The 19121-nt window shown below is 53.1% G+C and carries 21 protein-coding genes and 1 pseudogene; 14 read left to right on the top strand and 8 right to left on the bottom strand.

Translation table 11 applies throughout. From position 1 onward, the window contains the following. The first annotated feature begins 3 nt into the window (after positions 1 to 3). From agaF to ACO7SM_RS02635, 6 genes are all read left to right on the top strand, one after another. Complete coding sequence (gene agaF, locus ACO7SM_RS02660; RefSeq protein WP_490469569.1) at positions 4 to 438, top strand: PTS galactosamine/N-acetylgalactosamine transporter subunit IIA; 435 nt, start codon at positions 4 to 6, stop codon at positions 436 to 438. Further along, positions 435 to 1568, top strand: a complete 1134-nt coding sequence (gene nagA, locus ACO7SM_RS02655; protein WP_490469568.1) for an N-acetylglucosamine-6-phosphate deacetylase — start codon at positions 435 to 437, stop codon at positions 1566 to 1568. Before agaF ends, nagA begins: the two co-directional genes overlap by 4 nt. 307 nt (positions 1569 to 1875) lie before the next feature. Beyond that, positions 1876 to 3030 (top strand): AgaS family sugar isomerase, encoded by a 1155-nt coding sequence (locus ACO7SM_RS02650; RefSeq protein ID WP_490469567.1) that lies wholly within the window; start codon positions 1876 to 1878, stop codon positions 3028 to 3030. A 12-nt stretch (positions 3031 to 3042) separates the two neighbouring features. Continuing rightward, on the top strand, positions 3043 to 3915 hold the full coding sequence (kbaY, locus tag ACO7SM_RS02645) for a tagatose-bisphosphate aldolase subunit KbaY (protein WP_490469566.1): 873 nt from the start codon (positions 3043 to 3045) through the stop codon (positions 3913 to 3915). A 121-nt stretch (positions 3916 to 4036) separates the two neighbouring features. Further along, entirely contained in the window at positions 4037 to 5608 is a 1572-nt protein-coding gene (gene malX / locus ACO7SM_RS02640; protein WP_490469565.1) for a maltose/glucose-specific PTS transporter subunit IIBC, read from the top strand. A gap of 12 nt (positions 5609 to 5620) precedes the next feature. Then, on the top strand, positions 5621 to 6793 hold the full coding sequence (locus ACO7SM_RS02635; protein WP_490469564.1) for a MalY/PatB family protein: 1173 nt from the start codon (positions 5621 to 5623) through the stop codon (positions 6791 to 6793). Between the two features lie 217 nt (positions 6794 to 7010). On the opposite strand, the gene ACO7SM_RS02630 is transcribed toward ACO7SM_RS02635, so the two are convergent. The 3 genes and pseudogenes from ACO7SM_RS02630 to rsmI form a co-directional block, all read right to left on the bottom strand. Beyond that, entirely contained in the window at positions 7011 to 7256 is a 246-nt protein-coding gene (locus tag ACO7SM_RS02630; RefSeq protein ID WP_490469563.1) for a winged helix-turn-helix domain-containing protein, read from the bottom strand. Positions 7257 to 7285: 29 nt separating this feature from the next. Continuing rightward, positions 7286 to 7399, bottom strand: a pseudogene (locus ACO7SM_RS02625) (Fic family protein); the annotation flags it as partial. 2 nt (positions 7400 to 7401) lie between these two features. Continuing rightward, entirely contained in the window at positions 7402 to 8265 is an 864-nt protein-coding gene (gene rsmI, locus ACO7SM_RS02620; protein ID WP_490469562.1) for a 16S rRNA (cytidine(1402)-2'-O)-methyltransferase, read from the bottom strand. A 62-nt stretch (positions 8266 to 8327) separates the two neighbouring features. On the opposite strand from rsmI, the gene ACO7SM_RS02615 reads away from it, so the two are divergent. From ACO7SM_RS02615 to dolP, 4 genes are read left to right on the top strand one after another with little or no spacing between them, the layout of a single operon-like run. Next, a complete protein-coding gene (locus ACO7SM_RS02615) occupies positions 8328 to 10382 on the top strand; it encodes a penicillin-binding protein activator (protein ID WP_490469561.1) in 2055 nt (684 codons plus the stop codon). After that, positions 10340 to 10735: a YraN family protein gene (locus ACO7SM_RS02610; RefSeq protein ID WP_490469560.1), complete on the top strand. Its 396-nt coding sequence runs from the start codon at positions 10340 to 10342 to the stop codon at positions 10733 to 10735. The genes ACO7SM_RS02615 and ACO7SM_RS02610 overlap by 43 nt, the downstream gene beginning before the upstream one ends. A 20-nt stretch (positions 10736 to 10755) precedes the next feature. After that, complete coding sequence (diaA, locus tag ACO7SM_RS02605; protein WP_012908572.1) at positions 10756 to 11346, top strand: DnaA initiator-associating protein DiaA; 591 nt, start codon at positions 10756 to 10758, stop codon at positions 11344 to 11346. A gap of 9 nt (positions 11347 to 11355) precedes the next feature. Continuing rightward, positions 11356 to 11931, top strand: a complete 576-nt coding sequence (dolP, locus tag ACO7SM_RS02600) for a division/outer membrane stress-associated lipid-binding lipoprotein (RefSeq protein ID WP_490469559.1) — start codon at positions 11356 to 11358, stop codon at positions 11929 to 11931. Positions 11932 to 11980: 49 nt separating this feature from the next. On the opposite strand, the gene ACO7SM_RS02595 is transcribed toward dolP, so the two are convergent. After that, positions 11981 to 12616 (bottom strand): NAD(P)H-binding protein, encoded by a 636-nt coding sequence (locus ACO7SM_RS02595; protein WP_192613599.1) that lies wholly within the window; start codon positions 12614 to 12616, stop codon positions 11981 to 11983. Between the two features lie 36 nt (positions 12617 to 12652). After that, positions 12653 to 13093, bottom strand: coding sequence for a YhbP family protein (locus tag ACO7SM_RS02590; protein WP_490469558.1), 441 nt, complete (start codon positions 13091 to 13093; stop codon positions 12653 to 12655). Between the two features lie 50 nt (positions 13094 to 13143). Here ACO7SM_RS02590 and ACO7SM_RS02585 point away from each other — a divergent pair, with 50 nt between their 5' ends. Continuing rightward, positions 13144 to 13446, top strand: a complete 303-nt coding sequence (locus ACO7SM_RS02585; RefSeq protein WP_490469557.1) for a GIY-YIG nuclease family protein — start codon at positions 13144 to 13146, stop codon at positions 13444 to 13446. Here the strand turns inward: ACO7SM_RS02585 and ACO7SM_RS02580 are convergent. Together ACO7SM_RS02580 and ubiT are read right to left on the bottom strand one after the other, a co-directional pair. Further along, complete coding sequence (locus ACO7SM_RS02580; RefSeq protein ID WP_203359861.1) at positions 13433 to 13936, bottom strand: GNAT family N-acetyltransferase; 504 nt, start codon at positions 13934 to 13936, stop codon at positions 13433 to 13435. The two genes, ACO7SM_RS02585 and ACO7SM_RS02580, sit on opposite strands and share 14 nt — an antisense overlap. After that, positions 13930 to 14454, bottom strand: coding sequence for a ubiquinone anaerobic biosynthesis accessory factor UbiT (gene ubiT / locus ACO7SM_RS02575; RefSeq protein ID WP_490469556.1), 525 nt, complete (start codon positions 14452 to 14454; stop codon positions 13930 to 13932). The genes ACO7SM_RS02580 and ubiT overlap by 7 nt, the downstream gene beginning before the upstream one ends. Positions 14455 to 14674: 220 nt before the next feature. On the opposite strand from ubiT, the gene ubiU reads away from it, so the two are divergent. The 3 genes from ubiU to ACO7SM_RS02560 all read left to right on the top strand — a co-directional run bounded on the left by ubiU (position 14675) and on the right by ACO7SM_RS02560 (position 17643). Then, entirely contained in the window at positions 14675 to 15670 is a 996-nt protein-coding gene (gene ubiU, locus ACO7SM_RS02570; protein ID WP_490469555.1) for a ubiquinone anaerobic biosynthesis protein UbiU, read from the top strand. Between the two features lie 8 nt (positions 15671 to 15678). Continuing rightward, positions 15679 to 16557 (top strand): U32 family peptidase, encoded by an 879-nt coding sequence (locus ACO7SM_RS02565; protein ID WP_490469554.1) that lies wholly within the window; start codon positions 15679 to 15681, stop codon positions 16555 to 16557. A gap of 78 nt (positions 16558 to 16635) precedes the next feature. After that, positions 16636 to 17643: a luciferase-like monooxygenase gene (locus tag ACO7SM_RS02560; protein WP_490469553.1), complete on the top strand. Its 1008-nt coding sequence runs from the start codon at positions 16636 to 16638 to the stop codon at positions 17641 to 17643. Positions 17644 to 17733: 90 nt separating this feature from the next. On the opposite strand, the gene mtr is transcribed toward ACO7SM_RS02560, so the two are convergent. Continuing rightward, complete coding sequence (gene mtr / locus ACO7SM_RS02555) at positions 17734 to 18978, bottom strand: tryptophan permease (RefSeq protein WP_490469552.1); 1245 nt, start codon at positions 18976 to 18978, stop codon at positions 17734 to 17736. Positions 18979 to 19121 lie beyond the last annotated feature (143 nt).

The raw sequence follows: 19121 nt of genomic DNA, 5'->3' as shown, positions 1-19121 counted from the left end.
CGGATGTTAGGGATTATTTTGACGGGCCATGGCGGATTTGCCAGTGGTATGGAAAAAGCGATGAAACAAATCGCGGGTGAGCAGTTGCAATTTGCCGCCATTGATTTCCCCGAAACCTCAACCACTGCGCTGCTGACTTCTCAGCTTGAACAGGCGGTTGCTGAACTGGATAGCAAAGAAAATATCGTTTTTTTGACAGATCTTCTGGGCGGCACACCCTTTCGCGTGGCGTCAACACTGGCGATGCAAAAACCGGGAAGCGAAGTGATCGCTGGCACTAATCTTCAGTTGCTGCTGGAAATGGTGCTGGAACGCGAAGGATTAGATAGCGAGACGTTTCGCCTACAGGCGCTGGAGTGCGGACATCGGGGGCTGACGAGCCTGGCCGATGAACTGGAGCGCTGTCGTGAAGAAACCCCAGCAGAGGAAGGAATATGAGTCAGTGGCTACGCGCCAGGCGCCTGCTCACTGAAGAGGGCTGGCTCGACGACCACCAACTGCGTATCGAAGACGGCATTATCACAGCAATAGAGCCTATTCCTGCCGGTATCACCACGCGCGATACCGAGATGCTGTGTCCGGCTTATATTGATACGCATGTCCATGGTGGTGCAGGGATTGATGTCATGGATGAGGCTCCCGACACGCTCGACAAACTGGCGCTGTATAAAGCCCGTGAAGGCGTGGGGGGTTGGCTGCCCACGACCGTCACCGCTCCATTGAGCGCTATCCACACTACGCTTGCGCGTATCGCACAGCGTTGCCAAAACGGGGGGCCTGGCGCACAGGTATTGGGCAGTTATCTGGAGGGGCCGTATTTCACGCCGCAGAATAAGGGCGCGCATCCGCCTGAGTTGTTCCGCGAACTGAATATCGCCGAACTGGACGCACTGATTTCTGTCTCACAACACACGTTACGCGTGGTGGCGCTGGCTCCGGAGAAACCGGGGGCGCTGGCGGCTATTCAGCATCTCAGGCAGCAAGGCATTCGGGTAATGCTGGGTCATAGCGCGGCCACCTATGAGCAAACGCGTGAGGCATTTGATGCGGGAGCCGATGGGTTAGTGCACTGCTTTAACGGTATGACCGGCCTGCATCATCGGGAACCCGGAATGGTCGGCGCCGGACTCATCGATTCGCGAGCCTGGCTGGAACTTATTGCAGACGGACATCATGTCCATCCGGGCGTCATGCGAATTTGCTGCTGCTGTGCAAAAGAACGGGTGGTACTGATTACCGATGCAATGCAAGCCGCAGGGATGCCTGATGGGCGTTACTCGCTGTGTGGCGAGCAAGTAGAGATGCGTGATGGCATTGTGCGAACCGCCGCTGGCGGACTCGCTGGCAGCACACTCTCACTTGATGCGGCAGTGCGTAATATGGTTGAACACGCGGGTGTCACGCCAGAAGATGCCATCCACATGGCCTCGCTTCACCCGGCCCGATTACTCGGTATAGAGCGCCAACTCGGATCGCTAAGAGCAGGCAAGTGCGCCAACATTATTGCCCTCGATAGTGGACTCCATCTTCAGCAGATCTGGATTCAGGGTCATCCCCACCCTCTTTAGCCCTGATACGTTGTCTCACGCAGGCCTTCGGTACTCACCCGAAGGCCTTTTCTTTCTTTTCCTTTCGTTTAGTCAACTTTCTCCTGGCCCAGAGCCCAAATTCAAGAGATTAAATATCAATGAGATATCTTTTACTTTCATTTCATTGATCACAATTTTCGTTTTATTCCCCTTTCTTTCATTGAAGTTTCGATTTCTTTCTTATAGATTTCACTTAATTGATTATGTGAACAAGTGAAATGAAACGAAAGGTGATGACCTTTTGGCCAGCATCTGATGTGGAATTCACACGACTAAGGATTGAGTTATGCCTGAAACCTATACTTACGCCACCGCCGCAACCGGCACCTGGACTGAAGAAGAGATCCGCCAGCAACCCGCAAGCTGGACCCGCTCACTTAAAAACATCGACACTCTTCGAGCCGCTATCGATGATTTTCTTACACCGCTGTTGCGTAAGGATGATCTGCGGATCGTATTGACCGGCGCCGGTACCTCGGCATTTATCGGCGACATCATCGCCCCCTGGCTCGCCAGTCATACAGGAAAAAACATCAGCGCCGTACCGACGACCGATTTGGTTACCAATCCGATGGATTACCTGAATCCTGCACACCCTCTGTTGCTGGTTTCTTTCGCTCGCTCTGGCAACAGCCCGGAGAGCGTTGCCGCCGTTGAACTGGCAAATCAACTCGTCCCCGAGTGCTACCACCTTTCCATCACCTGCAATGAAGCCGGAAGCCTGTATCGAAATTCCGCCGATAGCGATAACGCCTTCGCTCTGCTGATGCCTGCAGAAACCCACGATCGCGGGTTTGCAATGACCAGCAGTATCACCACCATGATGGCCAGTTGCCTGGCGGTATTCGCCCCTGAAGCAATTAACAGCCAAACGTTTCGTGATGTGGCCGATCGTTGCCATGCGATCCTCACTTCACTCGGTGATTTCAGCCACGGCGTGTTCGGCAATGCGCCATGGAAACGCGTCGTTTACCTCGGTAGCGGTGGATTACAGGGCGCTGCGCGCGAATCGGCATTGAAAGTACTGGAACTGACGGCGGGTAAACTGGTTGCGTTCTATGACTCCCCTACCGGTTTCCGTCACGGTCCAAAATCACTGGTCGATGGCGAAACACTGGTTGTGGTGTTTGTCTCCAGCCATCCATACACACGCCAGTACGATCTTGATCTGTTGGCTGAATTACGTCGCGACCAGCAGGCAATGCGCGTCGTGGCGATTGCGGCTGAAAGCGATGCCATCATCGAGGCAGGCCCACATATCCTGCTGCCCCCTTCGCGCCCATTTATCGATATGGAGCAGGCATTTTGCTTCCTGATGTACGCGCAAGTATTTGCGCTGACGCAATCCATCAATGTCGGTAATACCCCGGATACACCTTCCGCCAGCGGCACGGTAAACCGTGTTGTGCAAGGCGTCGTTATTCACCCCTGGAATGCGTAAGAGGATCTCGCGATGAGTATTATTTCCACCAAATATCTTCTTCAGGATGCCCTGGCAAAAGGCTATGCGGTTCCCGCCTTCAACATCCATAACGCCGAAACGATCCAGGCGATCCTCGAGGTCTGCGCTGAAATGCGATCGCCGGTGATCCTTGCCGGGACGCCAGGCACCTTTAAACACATTGCCCTGGAAGAGATTTACGCACTGTGCAACGCCTATTCCACGACCTATGACATCCCGCTGGCACTGCATCTTGATCACCATGAATCGCTGGATGACATCCGCCGTAAAGTGAATGCCGGCGTTCGTAGCGCCATGATCGACGGCAGTCACTTCCCGTTCGAGGAAAACGTGAAACTGGTGAAATCGGTTGTCGATTTCTGCCACGCGCGTGATTGCAGCGTTGAGGCAGAACTGGGACGTCTGGGTGGCGTAGAAGATGACATGAGCGTCGATGCAGAAAGCGCCTTCCTGACCGATCCCCAGGAGGCAAAACGTTTTGTTGAGCAGACAGGTGTCGATAGCCTTGCCGTCGCTATCGGTACTGCACACGGTCTTTACACCAAAACGCCCAAAATCGATTTCCAGCGTCTGGCAGAGATTCGTGACGTTGTCGATATCCCACTCGTGTTGCACGGCGCAAGCGATGTACCTGACGAATACGTCCGCCGCACAATCGAACTCGGCGTCTGCAAAGTCAACGTCGCCACCGAACTGAAAATCGCCTTCGCCGACGCGGTCAAAGGGTGGTTTGCTGAAAATCCACAGGGTAACGACCCCCGCTACTACATGCGCGTCGGTATGGACGCCATGAAAGAGGTGGTGAGAAGCAAAGTCAATGTCTGCGGCTCGGCTAACCGCCTGCTGCTCACTGCTGAAGCCTGAAAAATATCAGGTATCAGGATCACCACATAAAAAAATAATTCTAAACCTCTCAAATATGAAGGTGCGTTCTTAATACAAGGCGGACCTTCAATTAATATTATCGATTCCGAGGAGTCCCTACATGACGCAGGCAAAGTCGTTTAAATCGAAGGCGTGGGAGTTTTTTCAGAGTCTGGGAAAAACATTTATGTTCCCAGTATCCCTCCTTGCATTTATGGGTTTATTACTGGGCATTGGTAGCTCAGTCACCAGTCCTTCTACAATCAAAAGCTTCCCCTTTTTGGGAGGAGAACTTACCCAATTAACCTTCGGCTTTATTGCTATGGTCGGTGGGTTCGCCTTCAGCTATCTTCCTATCATGTTTGCCATGGCTATCCCTATGGGCCTCGCCACACGTAACAAAGCGGTAGGTGCCTTTGCTGGCTTTGTGGGTTACATGCTGATGAACATGAGCATTAACTACTATCTCACCGTTACTCACCAACTTGCCGATCCTGCGGCGATGAAACAAGTGGGTCAGTCAATCGTGTTAGGTATCCAGACTCTTGAGATGGGGGTACTTGGCGGGATTGTGGTGGGCGTAATTACCTATTTTCTCCATGAGCGCTTTCAGGACACCGTGCTGCATGATGCTTTCGCATTTTTTAGCGGCATCCGTTTTGTCCCGATTATTACGGCGTTAACACTCTCGTTGGTGGGTCTGTTTATTCCTCTTCTGTGGGAGTACGTCGCGCTTGGCATTGCCGGGATTGGTCACCTCATTCAGGGTACCAGCGTCTTTGGGCCATTCCTGTACGGCGTGGGCGTGCTGTTGCTCAAACCCTTTGGCCTGCACCACATTCTGCTCGCGATGGTGCGTTTCACCCCAGCGGGTGGCATGGAAATTGTTAATGGTCATGAAGTCGCCGGGGCACTGAATATCTTCTACGCAGAACTTAAAGCGGGTTTACCGTTTAGCCCACACGTTACGGCATTTCTGTCACAAGGGTTTATGCCAACGTTCATTTTCGGCCTGCCTGCCGTGGCTTACGCTATTTATCGCACTGCTCGCCCGGAAAACCGCCCGGTGATTAAAGGTCTGTTGCTTTCTGGCGTGCTGGTGTCAGTGGTCACGGGGATTTCTGAACCTATCGAATTCTTGTTCTTGTTTATTGCCCCAGCGTTGTATGTCTTCCACATTGTGATGTCAGGTCTGGCCTTGATGGTCATGGCGCTGTTAGGCGTCACAATCGGTAACACCGACGGCGGTATTCTTGATTTACTGATCTTCGGTGTTATGCAGGGCTTGTCAACGAAATGGTACCTGGTCTTCCCTGTTGGGATCGTATGGTTCGCCACTTACTTCTTTGTCTTCCGTTGGTACATCCTCAAACACGATATCAAAACACCAGGACGCGAAGAGGACCAACAAGGCGCATCACAAGCGGTTGAAGCTAACACCAGAGCACGAGGGAAATCGAAATACGATCATGGCCTGATTCTCCGCGCCCTTGGCGGGAAAGAGAACATTGATTCGTTGGACAACTGCATTACCCGCCTGCGTCTGGTCGTGAAAGATATGAGCAAAATCGATCAGCAAACACTAAAGAATGCGGGTGCATTATCAGTGGTCGTTCTTGATGCGCACAGTGTGCAGGTCATTATCGGACCACAAGTCCAGAGCGTAAAAACAGGCATTGAAGCATTAATCTAACAGGGGGTTGTTGTGTTTGATTTTGATAAAATCATCGAACGAAAAAGCGATAAATGCCGGAAATGGGATCACGCTTTTGTCTGTTCTCGCTTTGGGGAGATCCCTGCGGACTTTATTCCGCTGTGGATTGCCGACATGGATTTCACTTCACCGCCTGAAGTTATTGAGGGTTTCCAGCGGATAGTCACGCACGGGACATTTGGATACACATGGTGCTTTGACGAATTTTACGATGCCGTTATTAATTTCCAGCGGCAACGTCATCACGTCAGTGTTGAAAAATCATGGATAACATTAACCTACGGTACTGTTTCTACATTGCACTACACGGTTCAGGCGTTTTGCCAGCCGGGCGATTACGTAATGATGAATACGCCAGTCTACGATCCTTTTGCAATGGCGGCGCAGCGACAGGATGTACGCGTTCTCGCCAACCCACTTCAGGTAGAGAACAATCGCTATCAGTTGGATTTTGATCTCATTGAAAACCAGCTTAAAACCTATCACCCTAAACTGTGGTTCTTCTGCTCTCCGCATAACCCGTCAGGGCGGATATGGCGCGCCGCTGAAATTCGTCAGGTTTCAGAACTGTGTAAACGCTACGGTGTGATACTGGTCGTCGATGAAGTGCATGCTGAACATATTCTTGACGGCGAGTTTGTCAGTTGCCTGACATCGGGGTGCGCAGCGCCAGATAACCTGATCGTCCTTACGTCGCCTAACAAAGCCTTTAACTTAGGTGGGTTGAAAACCTCGTACTCCATGATCCCGGATGCAACACTCCGGCAGCGTTTTCGCCAGCAACTGGAGAAGAACTCGATTACCTCGCCAAATATCTTTGGCGTCTGGGGAATTATTTTCGCCTATCAACAGGGACTTCCGTGGCTGGATGCGTTAAATAGCTACTTACGCAGCAACGCGTTATATCTGACGGACGCTATCAGATCACACTTCCCTGACTGGAAAATGATGAATCCAGAATCTTCATATCTTGCATGGATAGATGTCAGTGCCGATAAACGCAGCGCGACACAATTAACTCAGCATTTTGCCCGGCAGGCGGGTGTGGTGATTGAGGATGGCAGCCATTATGTACAGGATGGTGAAAACTACTTACGCATTAACTTCGGTACTCAGCGTTATTGGCTGGAACAGTCAATAGACCGAATGCTGAAGCATTACTGATCCTCGTACGGCAGTGCTGTCCCTTTTGGGGCAGCACTGTTTATCTTAAAAAACGAAAACCAGCACTCACCGTGAAACTAAGCCAACGGCAAAATACACTCCAGGCTATAGCGGTGAAAACTACTTGACGACGGCCATTCCGGCCTCGTTTTTGTGGCTGCATGACAATACAACATGCTTACTACTGGATGGCTCGCGTTATTCAGACCGATAGCCCTCAGCACACTCGCCACGTCCCGCCTTTCTTCGCGCCAACGCGTTGCAACTTTCCTTTTTGCTGCAACGCTTTCAGATATGGTTCAACGGTTCGGGATGAGATTTCGCATTCATCCGCAATATTTTTAGCGGTTAACTTAGGCTGAGTCGATAAGAGCCGTAGAATGCGTCTTTCTATTTCCACTAACTCAAACGGCGTTTCTTCCGACATTTCTTCCGACACTTCTTCCGATATTTCTTCCGACATCGTCGGCGCTTGCCCTAATCCTTCTTTCAAAGCGGAGATGATATACCCGCCATCGCCGCCCAGTGTCCCATAAGCTCACCAATCTCAATCACTTGATTGAGTATCAATGGGGTAACAACGAAAGGAGGCTGATATCCACCCACTCTTATTCTCCCTGCTGCTCCAGCGCATACTTATACAGCGCATTCTTTTTCACGCCGTGAATTTCAGCGGCCAGCGCGGCGGCCTTTTTCAGCGGCAGTTCCGCCTGTAATAATGCCAGCGTGCGTAGCGCATCGGCGGGAAGATCGTCGTCCTGCGCTTTGTGCCCTTCGACAATCAGAACCATCTCACCTTTGCGACGGTTTTCGTCCTCTTTAACCCATGCAAGTAATTCACCCACTGGCGCGCCATGGATCGTTTCCCAGGTTTTTGTCAGCTCACGGGCCAGTACCACATAACGGGACTCTCCCCATACGGCGACCATATCTTCCAGGCTGTCTAATAAACGGTGGGTGGATTCATAGAAAATCAGCGTACGCGGTTCTGTTTCGATAGCTTTCATCGCATCGCGACGCCCTTTGGATTTTGCCGGCAGGAATCCTTCGTAGCAAAAACGGTCAGACGGCAACCCAGCCGCACTTAAGGCCGCAATCGCGGCGCACGGCCCCGGTAAAGGCACCACGCGAATCCCTGCTTCACGGCAGGTACGCACCAGGTGGTAGCCAGGATCATTGATGAGCGGCGTTCCCGCATCGGAAACCAGCGCAATGTTCTGCCCTTCTTTGAGTTTCGCCACCAGCGTTTCAGCCTTTTGCTGCTCGTTATGGTCATGCAGCGCAAACAGGCGAGCGTTAATCGCAAAGTGTTGTAACAATAAACCCGTGTGGCGAGTATCTTCAGCAGCAATTAAATCAACGGCTTGCAAAACTTCGAGCGCTCGTTGGGTAATATCAGCCAAATTCCCGATAGGAGTAGGTACAATAAAGAGCTGGCCTTGAGAATTATCCGCCGATTCGTGTTGTTTCATTGTGTCGTCCGTATTGCCGATTTAATATTGAGCATTGCGTAAAAAATATCACTGGATACAGTATGGTACCCTCAACATTTTGTCGTTTGAAAGCCGCGCGTTGTCTGCCCGTCATCCTGGCAGCCTTGATGTTCGCCGGTTGTGGCACCCAGGCGCCCGATCAGAGTGCAGCCCATATGCAGGGCACTGCACAGGCTGATTCCGGCTTTTATCTGCAACAGATGCAGCAAAGTTCAGATGATAGCAAGACCAACTGGCAATTACTCGCCATTCGTGCACTGCTGAAAGAAGGTAAAAGTCAGCAGGCGGTCGAATTGTTTAACCAGTTGCCGCAAAAGCTGAACGATACCCAACGCCGTGAGCAGTCTCTGCTGGCGGTGGAAATCAAGCTGGCGCAAAAAGATGTGGCTGGCGCGCAGGCGTTGCTGGATAAGCTGACCCCTGCTGATTTCGATCAAAATCAACAGGCGCGTTACTGGCAGGCGCAAATTGATGCCAGCCAGGGCCAACCTTCCCTCTCCTTGCTGCGTGCATTAATCGCTCAGGAGCCGTTGCTGGCCGCTAAAGATAAGCAGAAGAATATCGATGCTACCTGGCAGGCGCTTTCGTCCATGACGCAAGAGCAAGCTCAGGCGCTGGTCATCAACGCGGATGAAAATGTCCTGCAAGGATGGCTGGATCTGCAGCGTGTCTGGTTTGATAACCGTAACGACCCGAACATGATGAAAGCTGGCATTGCTGACTGGCAAAAACGCTACCCGCAAAACCCGGGGGCGAAAATGTTGCCAACGCAGCTAACTAACGTTCAGAGCTTTAAACCCGCCTCGACCAGTAAAATCGCGCTTTTGCTGCCGTTGAACGGCCAGGCGGCCGTCTTTGGTCGCACTATCCAGAAAGGTTTTGAAGCGGCAAAAAATATGGGGACTCAGCCGGTAGCCTCGCAACCGACTGCAGCACCCGCGCCCGCGGCGGAACCTGTCGTCGCGGAGAGCCAACCGCAGGTCACGGACGGCGTCGCCAGCCCTTCTCAGGCCTCCGTCAGCGACCTGACGAACGATCAGCAGACGCAACCCGACGCGCCAGTCAGCGCGGTGCAAGCCGCACCGGCGCAAACGGTAACGGCCAGCGCCCCTGCGAACCCTTCGGCGGAACTGAAAATCTATGACACCAGCGCCCAGCCGCTGAGCCAGGTTCTGGCTCAGGTTCAGCAAGATGGCGCCAGCATTGTTGTTGGCCCGCTGCTGAAAAATAACGTCGAAGAGCTGATGAAGAGCAACACGCCGCTGAATGTACTGGCGCTGAATCAGCCTGAAGCGGTACAGAATCACGCCAATATTTGTTACTTTGCCCTTTCGCCGGAAGATGAAGCTCGCGATGCGGCACGCCACATCCGTGAGCAGGGGAAACAAGCCCCCCTGTTGCTGGTTCCGCGTAGCGGGCTGGGCGATCGCGTGACAAACGCGTTTGCTCAGGAATGGCAGAAATTGGGCGGCGGAACCGTGTTGCAGCAGAAGTTTGGCTCAACCGCTGAGCTGCGAATGGGCGTCAACGGCGGCGCAGGTATCGCGCTGAGCGGAAGCCCGGTCACCACCGGTAGCGCGTCACAACCTGGCGTTACGATTGGCGATCTGACGATTCCAGCCCCGCCGACAGACGCGCAAATCACGGGCAGCGGTGGTCGGGTGGATGCGGTCTATATTCTGGCAACACCAGAAGAGATCGCCTTTATTAAGCCGATGATCGCCATGCGTAACGGTAGCCAGAGCGGTGCGACGCTGTACGCCAGCTCACGCAGCGCACAAGGAACCGCAGGCCCGGACTTCCGTCTGGAAATGGAAGGTCTGCAGTACAGTGAAATTCCCATGCTGGCGGGCAACAATGCCCCGTTGATGCAGCAAGCACTCAGCGCGGTGGGGAATGACTACTCTCTCGCCCGTATGTATGCCATGGGCGTTGATGCCTGGTCTCTGGCCAACCATTTCTCGCAGATGCGCCAGATGCAAGGTTTTGAGCTTAACGGAAATACCGGCACATTAACTGCCACGCCAGATTGTGTGATTAACAGGAAGTTATCATGGCTCAAATACCAGCAAGGACAGGTTGTTCCCGCCAGTTAACGCATAAACAGACCGGAGACGCGTGGGAAGTAGCCGCGCGTCGATGGCTGGAGCGCAAAGGACTGCATTTTATTGCCGCCAACGTGCATGAGCGCGGTGGCGAAATCGATCTGATCATGCGTGAAGGCAATACCACAGTTTTTGTTGAAGTCCGTTACCGACGCTCTGCCTTGTTTGGTGGAGCGGTAGCCAGTGTGACCCGGAGCAAACAACACAAATTATTACAGACCGCCCGCGTGTGGCTCGCGCGCCATAACGGAAGTTTTGATACTGTGGATTGCCGGTTCGATGTGTTAGCCTTCACCGGAAACGACGTTGAGTGGATTCAGAATGCGTTTAACGATCGCTCGTAATTGAAGATTTAAGGATTAGCGTGCTAGAAAGAATCAAAGTTTGCTTTACAGAAAGCATTCAAACTCAAATTGCTGCGGCAGAAGCGCTCCCGGATGCTATCTCCCGTGCCGCCATGACGCTGGTTCATTCCCTGCTTAATGGCAACAAAATTCTCTGTTGTGGTAATGGTACCTCCGCTGCCAACGCACAGCATTTTGCTGCCAGCATGATCAACCGTTTTGAAACAGAACGGCCCAGTTTACCTGCCATTGCACTTAATACCGATAATGTGGTCTTAACAGCGATTGCTAACGATCGTCTGCATGATGAAATCTATGCCAAACAGGTCCGCGCGCTGGGACACGCGGGAGATGTCCTGTTGGCAATTTCAACGCGTGGCAATAGCCGCGATATCGTGAAAGCCGTAGAAGCTGCCGTCACTCGTGACATGACCATTGTGGCGCTAACCGGTTATGACGGAGGCGAACTGGCGGGATTGTTAGGGCCGCAGGATGTTGAGATTCGTATCCCTTCACACCATAGCGCGCGCATTCAGGAAATGCATATGCTGACGGTAAACTGCTTGTGCGATCTGATCGATAACACGCTTTTCCCTCACCAGGATGATTAAGGAGTACACATGAAGGCACTTTCGCCGCTCGCAGTCCTTATTTCTGCGTTGCTGTTGCAAGGTTGCGTCGCTGCTGCCGTTGTCGGTACTGCAGCCGTTGGAACAAAAGCCGTCACTGACCCACGTAGCGTAGGGACTCAGGTAGACGACAGTACCCTGGAGTTACGCGTGAACAGTGCGCTGTCTAAAGACGCGCAAATCAAGAAAGAAGCACGCATCAACGTAACAGCCTATCAGGGTAAAGTTCTGCTCGTCGGCCAGACGCCGAATGCTGAGCTTTCCTCACGAGCAAAACAAATTGCGATGGGTGTGGAAGGAACGACGGAGGTGTTTAACGAGGTTCGCCAGGGTCAGCCCATTAGTTTGACTGAGGCCTCTAACGACACCTGGATTACGACCAAAGTTCGCTCCCAGTTGCTCACCAGCGACCAGGTAAAATCGTCTAACGTGAAAGTAACCACCGAAAATGGAGAAGTCTTCCTGATGGGTCTGGTGACTGACCGTGAAGCAAAAGCGGCGGCGGATATGGCCAGTCGCGTCAGCGGTGTGAAACGCGTCACCACTGCCTTTACTTTTATTAAGTAGCCGTCATCCATTGCCCGGTGATGCTTCACCGGGCATGTTCACGATACCTTCACGCCGCTCTTTCACGAAGCTGTGAAGAGTTCAAAATAGTCACACCCTGTTGGTCTGGTGACAGAGCTTGCGCCAGCATCACGCTTGCCACATCACGCGCCTCGATCGATTTCCAGTTTCCTGGCAGCAGCCGAAACAACGGCGCAAAGATCGTTTCATTCATGCGTTGCTTTGACCTCTCGCCGAGCAACATGGAAGGACGCACAATGGTTAATCTGGGCCAGTTTTGCGCCATCAGCGCCTCTTCCATTTCGCCTTTTACCCGATTGTAGAAAAAAGGCGAATGGGCATTTGCCCCTATCGCGCTCACCACCAACATATGTTGCGCCCCCAGACGTTTCCCCGTCAGAGCGGTGTCCACCACCAGCGTATAGTCCGCATGGATAAACGCTTCTTTACTTCCTGCCTCTCGCCGGGTCGTTCCCAGACAGCAAAAAACAATATCTATCGGATCGGTGACCTGCGCCAGCGCATCGGTGAGTTGTGGATCGTGCGGGTTATAGATACCTGGCGTATCCGGGAGAGGACGACGTGTAGGCGCGGCGATGGAATGGATCTTCGGTTCGTTCAGCAACATTCGCAGTAGATGGCCGCCCACCAACCCTGTCGCTCCCGTGATTAACACCTGGCTCATCGCGTCTCCTGGTTTCTGGCACAATACGCCTGTTAACTATAGAACACCGGTTTGCTCACGTAACCAGTGCATTTTTTTGCCAAAACCCATGGTGTTGTCAGTAAACTTGATTTCGTCCAGGCGAATTTCCCATACCGGCGCATGTAGCACTCTGGCAACGGGGAAACGGCGGTTGTAGAGCCTGCGCGCGGAGTCACTGTCCTCACCGTCAAGACGCCGGATTTCCCCTTTAAACTGGACGCCACGGATCAGGGCGACGGTTTTTGGCTGACCATTCACCGTCCCGGCGACGGGCGCTCGCGGCCCTGACATCCGGGCGTGGCGGGTTTTCTCTTCCGTCAGCACATAAAATGCCATTTTCTGAGCATCAAACAGGTAAAAGGCATTGGCGCACCACAGTTCGCCGTCATGGTGTACACACCAGGTCACAACGTGCTGTTTCGTTAGCCAGCGAGTAATCGCCGCAAGTGTTTCCATCTCTGTTCTCTCTTATACTAAGCGCCTGAACGTTAACATATGATCATTCAATGACACCCTGGTATCTTTATCTCATCCGCACCGCAGACAACGCTCTCTACACCGGGATAACCACCGATGTGGATCGCCGTTACCGGCAACATCAACGTGGGAAAGGGGCGAAAGCGTTACGGGGAAAGGGGGAATTAACGCTGGCTTTTTCGGCACCCGTCGGCGATCGCTCTCTCGCTCTGCGCATGGAATATCGGGTCAAGCAACTGACCAAGCCCCAGAAAGAGCGTCTTGTGGCGAAAGGGGAAGGGTTTGAGGCGTTGTTAGCCAGCCTGCAAACCCCTTCGCTTAAAAACGATTGAAATGGTCGTGGTATTCCACCAGACCGGTGACGCCGTTTAGCGCGTCTTCTGCCAGTCGGTGCACCTGGAAGGCGCTTTCTGTTCCCGGCCAGCGGCAATGCAGATCGTAATGCGCTGCCAGTTCGAAGCCAAAGCGGCTGTATAATGCCGCATCGCCTAACGTCACGACGGCGGCATAGCCGAACTCATTAAGCGAATCCAGTCCTTCGTAGACCAGTTGGCGGGCCAGCCCCTGTCCACGGTAGTTTTCATCTACCGCCAACGGCGCCATCCCTACCCATTGCAGATCCTCGCCCTGCACATCGACAGGACTGAATGCAACGTAACCAATCACCTGACCTTCATCGTCAGTGGCCACCAGGCCCAGCGTCAGAAAACCATCTTCACGCAGGTCATGGACCAGTTTCGCTTCCGCATCGCTTTCGAACGAACGGCGTAACAGGGCATCAATACCAGGGGCATCAATGGGAATTTCTACTCGAATCAGCATGGTTCACCTACCGATGTCTGTTTAGTTTCCGGCGAGTGTTTCATGCCCGCCTCAACAAAATCTGCCAGTTGCATCAGCATAACGCGTAACGCTTTTGGCATCTGCTCCAGTTCGATCGCATCCATCAGGTTTTTCACATACAGCCCTAACTCGGTATCGCCTTCGATCACCAGGCGGCGCTGAAAGAAAAGCGTATCCGGATCCTGTTTACGTGCCGCGATCATCAGCAAATCACTGGCGTCGGCACTAAAACTCACGTCTGCATCAGCATTCTGGCTGACGATAAGTTTGCCATTCTCAACAGAGGTATACCATCTGAGATCAATATCACGAACATGAATACTCAACCAACGGCCTTCGAGGAACTCCAGCTCCCCATCTGCCAGCGCCTGGCGGAATTGCCAGCTCAGGACTTGTTCCAGAACCTGGCGCTTTAATGCAAAGGGCGTCAGTTTAACCGGTACACTCATCAGAGAAGGACCAACATGTACTAAGCGTGAACGCAGTTTTTCCAACACGAGCTTTACTCCCTGTTTCATTAGTCCTGCTATTTTGCCATATCAGATAAACAACATAGCGGCGTAAATCAACAATTACGTGTGAATTTGCTACCCCGTTATTGCTGTTACCAATACGACTTTAACTGCCTCAAATCAAAAATTGTCGCAGCAAGGTTAACTAAAATCCCTGTTCGTTAACAATTATGCGTCCCAGGCGGCGCAACCTTCAGGATAAATTATGGAGCTGCTCTGCCCTGCCGGAAATCTCCCGGCGCTTAAGGCGGCCATTGAGAACGGCGCTGATGCCGTTTATATCGGGCTGAAAGATGACACCAACGCCCGCCACTTCGCCGGCCTTAACTTTACCGAAAAAAAATTGCAGGAAGCGGTGAGTTTTGTCCATCAACATCGCCGTAAGCTGCACATCGCGATTAACACGTTTGCACACCCGGACGGTTACGCCCGCTGGCAGCGCGCTGTGGATATGGCGGCGCAACTCGGTGCGGATGCGCTGATTCTGGCCGACATTGCCATGCTTGAGTATGCCGCAGTTCGTTACCCCCATATTGAGCGCCATGTCTCTGTTCAGGCATCTGCGACCAATGAGGAGGCGGTGAACTTTTATCATCGCAATTTCGACGTCGCGCGCGTTGTACTCCCACGCGTACTGTCGATTCATCAGGTCAAACAACTGGCACGCTCAACTCCTGTACCGCTGGAAGTGTTTGCTTTCGGTAGCCTGTGCATCATGGCGGAAGGTCGTTGCTATCTCTCGTCTTATCTGACAGGAGAGTCGCCCAATACGGTAGGCGCGTGTTCCCCTGCCCGATTTGTACGCTGGCAGCAAACGCCGCAGGGTCTGGAATCCCGCCTGAATGAGGTGCTTATTGACCGTTATCAGGACGGTGAGAATGCCGGTTACCCAACACTGTGCAAAGGCCGCTATCTGGTGGATGGCGAGCGCTATCATGCGCTGGAAGAACCGACCAGTCTCAACACGTTAGAGCTGTTGCCGGAACTGCTGGCCGCCAATATCGCCTCCGTGAAAATCGAAGGTCGCCAGCGTAGCCCGGCCTACGTTAGCCAGGTGGCGAAAGTGTGGCGTCAGGCGATCGATCGCTGTAAAGCTGACCCACAAAACTTTGTCCCGCAACGCGCCTGGATGGAAACACTCGGTTCGATGTCCGAAGGCACGCAAACAACGCTTGGCGCATATCACCGTAAATGGCAGTGAGAAAAGCAATGAAATATTCATTAGGGCCGGTGCTGTATTACTGGCCGAAAGAGACGCTGGAAGCGTTTTACCAGCAAGCCGCGACCAGCAATGCCGACGTGATTTATCTCGGCGAGGCGGTCTGTAGTAAGCGCCGCGCAACCAAGGTCGGTGACTGGCTGGATATGGCGAAATCACTCGCCGGAAGCGGCAAACAGATTGTGCTTTCAACGCTGGCACTGGTTCAGGCATCGTCCGAACTGGGCGAACTGAAACGTTATGTTGAAAATGGTGACTTCCTGCTGGAAGCCAGCGATCTCGGTGTCGTGAACATGTGCGCTGAACGCAAACTGCCGTTTGTCGCCGGACATGCGCTCAACTGCTACAACGCCGTGACGCTGCGCCTGCTGCTCAAACAGGGAATGGTGCGTTGGTGTATGCCGGTGGAACTTTCACGCGACTGGCTGGTGAATCTGCTCAACCAGTGCGATGAACTGGGCATTCGCCAGCAGTTTGAAGTGGAAGTGTTGAGCTACGGCCATCTGCCGCTGGCTTATTCAGCCCGCTGCTTTACCGCCCGTTCAGAAGACCGCCCGAAGGATGAGTGTGAAACCTGCTGTATCCACTATCCGAACGGTCGCAATGTGCTGTCTCAGGAGAACCAGCAGGTGTTCGTGTTGAACGGGATTCAGACGATGAGCGGGTACGTCTACAACCTCGGAAATGAACTGAACTCCATGCAAGGGTTGGTCGATATCGTACGCTTATCGCCGCTTGGCACAGAAACGCTCTCCATGCTTGACGCCTTCCGCGCCAACGAAAATGGTTTATCGCCGCTGCCTCTGACAGCTAACAGCGACTGCAACGGCTACTGGAAGCGTCTCGCCGGTCTGGAGCTACAGGCGTAAAAAAGCTCACTTTGTTAACAACGATAATCAAATTTTAATGCAGTATTAAATGATTAACCGTCGACAAAGTGAGCTGTTATGACAGACAACACGATTCCCTTTTCGGTGCTGGACCTGGCGCCGATCCCCGAAGGCTCCTGTGCCAAAGAAGCGTTCTCGCACTCGCTGGCTCTCGCCCGTCTGGCAGAAAAGCGTGGCTATCATCGCTACTGGCTGGCAGAGCATCACAACATGACCGGTATAGCCAGTGCGGCAACCTCGGTACTGATTGGCTATCTGGCGGCGAACACGACCACCCTGCACCTGGGATCCGGCGGTGTCATGTTGCCAAACCATTCCCCGCTGGTGATTGCCGAACAGTTCGGTACGCTCAACACACTTTATCCGGGGCGTATCGACTTAGGGTTAGGTCGCGCGCCGGGCAGCGATCAACCGACAATGCGCGCGCTACGTCGCCATATGAGCAACGATATCGATAACTTCCCGCGCGATGTGGCCGAACTGGTCGACTGGTTCGATGCCCGCGATCCTACGCCACAGGTTCGCCCGGTGCCCGGCTACGGCGAAAAAATCCCGGTGTGGTTACTCGGCTCCAGCCTGTATGGCGCTCAGTTGGCCGCACAGCTCGGTCTGCCGTTTGCATTTGCCTCTCATTTCGCGCCAGACATGCTGTTCCAGGCGTTGCATCTGTACCGCACCCAGTTTAAGCCGTCTGAGCGGCTTGAGAAGCCCTATGCCATGGTGTGCATCAACATTATCGTCGCCGACAGCAACCGTGATGCTGAGTTCTTGTTTACCTCGATGCAGCAGGCGTTCGTAAAATTACGCCGTGGCGAGACAGGGCAACTGCCGCCGCCGGTAGAAAACATGCATCAGCTATGGTCTGCCTCTGAGCAGTACGGTGTGCAGCAGGCGCTGAGCATGTCGTTAGTGGGGGATAAAGCGAAAGTGCGCCACGGTCTGGAATCCATCCTTCGTGAAACCCAGGCCGATGAGATCATGGTCAACGGGCAGATCTTCGATCACCAGGCGCGGCTGCACTCGTTTGGGCTGGCGATGGATGTGAAAGAGGAACTGTTGGGGTAATTTGTCGTTTGCCGGATGGCGACTGCGTCTTATCCGGCCTACAAGAACCTGTAGGCCCGGTCATACAGCTGCGCCATCCGGCAAACGGTTTTACTGATAAACCGGCAACAAATTAAAGCTCGACAGAATATGCACCAGCGCGTTACCGACACCAAATACCAGAATCAGCGCAATCATCGGCTTGCCACCCCAGACGCGGAATTTCGGGCTGCCAAAGCGCTTACGTGACGCACGCGCCAGCAGTGCCGGTACAATTGCCGCCCAGATGGTCGCCGCCAGTCCGGCATAGCCGATAGCGTACAGGAAGCCGTTCGGCCACAGCAGGCCACCAATAATTGGCGGAATGAAGGTCAGCAATGCCGTTTTAAAGCGGCCCGATGCAGAATCGTCAAAACCAAACAGATCCGCCAGATAGTCAAACAGACCCAGCGTGACGCCGAGGAAAGAGCTTGCGACCGCAAAGTTAGAGAACACCACCAACAGCAGATCCAGGCTGCGGCTATTCAGTACGCCGCTCAGCGCCTGCACCAACACATCAATATTGCCGCCCTTCTGCGCGATACCGATAAATTCCGGGCGTGGAATATTACCCATCGTTCCCAGCAACCAGACCGTGTACAACACCAGCGCCAGGAGCGTTCCGTAGACCAGACACTTAACGATAGTGCGCGGATCTTTGCCGTAATACTTCATCAGGCTCGGGACGTTACCGTGATAACCAAACGAAGCCAGACAGAACGGCAGGGTCATCAACAGATATGGCGTGTACGATGCGTGGCTTTCCGTCACGTTAAACAGGGTTGTTGGCGTCACGTGCCCCAACAGACTGCCGAAGGTCAGGAAGAATGTAATCACCTTCGCACCCAGCACAATCGCCGTCATCCGGCTAACGGCTTTGGTACTCAGCCACACCACAAACGCCACCAACAGCGCAAACCCCAAACCTGCCGCCCGCGCCGGAACGTTCAATGACATTTCGGCAAAGGTGTGGTGCAGAATCGAACCACTCGCAGAGATGTAGGCATAGGTCAGGATATACAGGACAAAGGCGATGGAAATACCGTTGACCACGTTCCAGCTTTTACCCAGCAGGTCTTTGGTGATGGTGTCAAAACTCGAACCAATCCGGTAGTTGAGGTTAGCTTCCAGGATCATCAGCCCCGAGTGCAGCATACAAAACCAGGTAAAGATCAGCGCCGCCATTGACCAAAAGAACCAGCTACCCGCCATCACTACCGGCAGGGAAAACATCCCTGCGCCAATAATGGTTCCGCCAATAATCACAACGCCGCCAAGCAGCGAAGGGGACGTTTGGGTGGTGGTTAGTGTTGCCATTCAGCCATCTCTCCAGTGAATAATATTGCAACTGCATTTTATTGTGTCGCACTGTACCAGTACATGAGTACAAAAGAAATAAAAAAAGCCCCGATCATGAATATCGGGGCTGTATATTTTACTTTACAGTACGGGTGCGTTGA

This window comes from Citrobacter sp. LJND-P06, assembly GCF_058188415.1.
This window is presented reverse-complemented; position numbering and strand designations above follow the sequence as displayed.

Excerpts from the sequence above, each read along its gene's own strand:
- agaF (WP_490469569.1), top strand. The coding sequence starts at position 4 with ATGTTAGGGATTATTTTGACGGGCCATGGCGGATTTGCCAGTGGTATG.
- nagA (WP_490469568.1), top strand. The coding sequence starts at position 435 with ATGAGTCAGTGGCTACGCGCCAGGCGCCTGCTCACTGAAGAGGGCTGG.
- ACO7SM_RS02650 (WP_490469567.1), top strand. The coding sequence starts at position 1,876 with ATGCCTGAAACCTATACTTACGCCACCGCCGCAACCGGCACCTGGACT.
- kbaY (WP_490469566.1), top strand. The coding sequence starts at position 3,043 with ATGAGTATTATTTCCACCAAATATCTTCTTCAGGATGCCCTGGCAAAA.
- malX (WP_490469565.1), top strand. The coding sequence starts at position 4,037 with ATGACGCAGGCAAAGTCGTTTAAATCGAAGGCGTGGGAGTTTTTTCAG.
- ACO7SM_RS02630 (WP_490469563.1), bottom strand. The coding sequence starts at position 7,256 with ATGTCGGAAGAAATATCGGAAGAAGTGTCGGAAGAAATGTCGGAAGAA.
- rsmI (WP_490469562.1), bottom strand. The coding sequence starts at position 8,265 with ATGAAACAACACGAATCGGCGGATAATTCTCAAGGCCAGCTCTTTATT.
- ACO7SM_RS02615 (WP_490469561.1), top strand. The coding sequence starts at position 8,328 with ATGGTACCCTCAACATTTTGTCGTTTGAAAGCCGCGCGTTGTCTGCCC.
- ACO7SM_RS02610 (WP_490469560.1), top strand. The coding sequence starts at position 10,340 with ATGGCTCAAATACCAGCAAGGACAGGTTGTTCCCGCCAGTTAACGCAT.
- dolP (WP_490469559.1), top strand. The coding sequence starts at position 11,356 with ATGAAGGCACTTTCGCCGCTCGCAGTCCTTATTTCTGCGTTGCTGTTG.
- ACO7SM_RS02595 (WP_192613599.1), bottom strand. The coding sequence starts at position 12,616 with ATGAGCCAGGTGTTAATCACGGGAGCGACAGGGTTGGTGGGCGGCCAT.
- ACO7SM_RS02590 (WP_490469558.1), bottom strand. The coding sequence starts at position 13,093 with ATGGAAACACTTGCGGCGATTACTCGCTGGCTAACGAAACAGCACGTT.
- ACO7SM_RS02585 (WP_490469557.1), top strand. The coding sequence starts at position 13,144 with ATGACACCCTGGTATCTTTATCTCATCCGCACCGCAGACAACGCTCTC.
- ACO7SM_RS02580 (WP_203359861.1), bottom strand. The coding sequence starts at position 13,936 with ATGCTGATTCGAGTAGAAATTCCCATTGATGCCCCTGGTATTGATGCC.
- ubiU (WP_490469555.1), top strand. The coding sequence starts at position 14,675 with ATGGAGCTGCTCTGCCCTGCCGGAAATCTCCCGGCGCTTAAGGCGGCC.
- ACO7SM_RS02565 (WP_490469554.1), top strand. The coding sequence starts at position 15,679 with ATGAAATATTCATTAGGGCCGGTGCTGTATTACTGGCCGAAAGAGACG.
- ACO7SM_RS02560 (WP_490469553.1), top strand. The coding sequence starts at position 16,636 with ATGACAGACAACACGATTCCCTTTTCGGTGCTGGACCTGGCGCCGATC.
- mtr (WP_490469552.1), bottom strand. The coding sequence starts at position 18,978 with ATGGCAACACTAACCACCACCCAAACGTCCCCTTCGCTGCTTGGCGGC.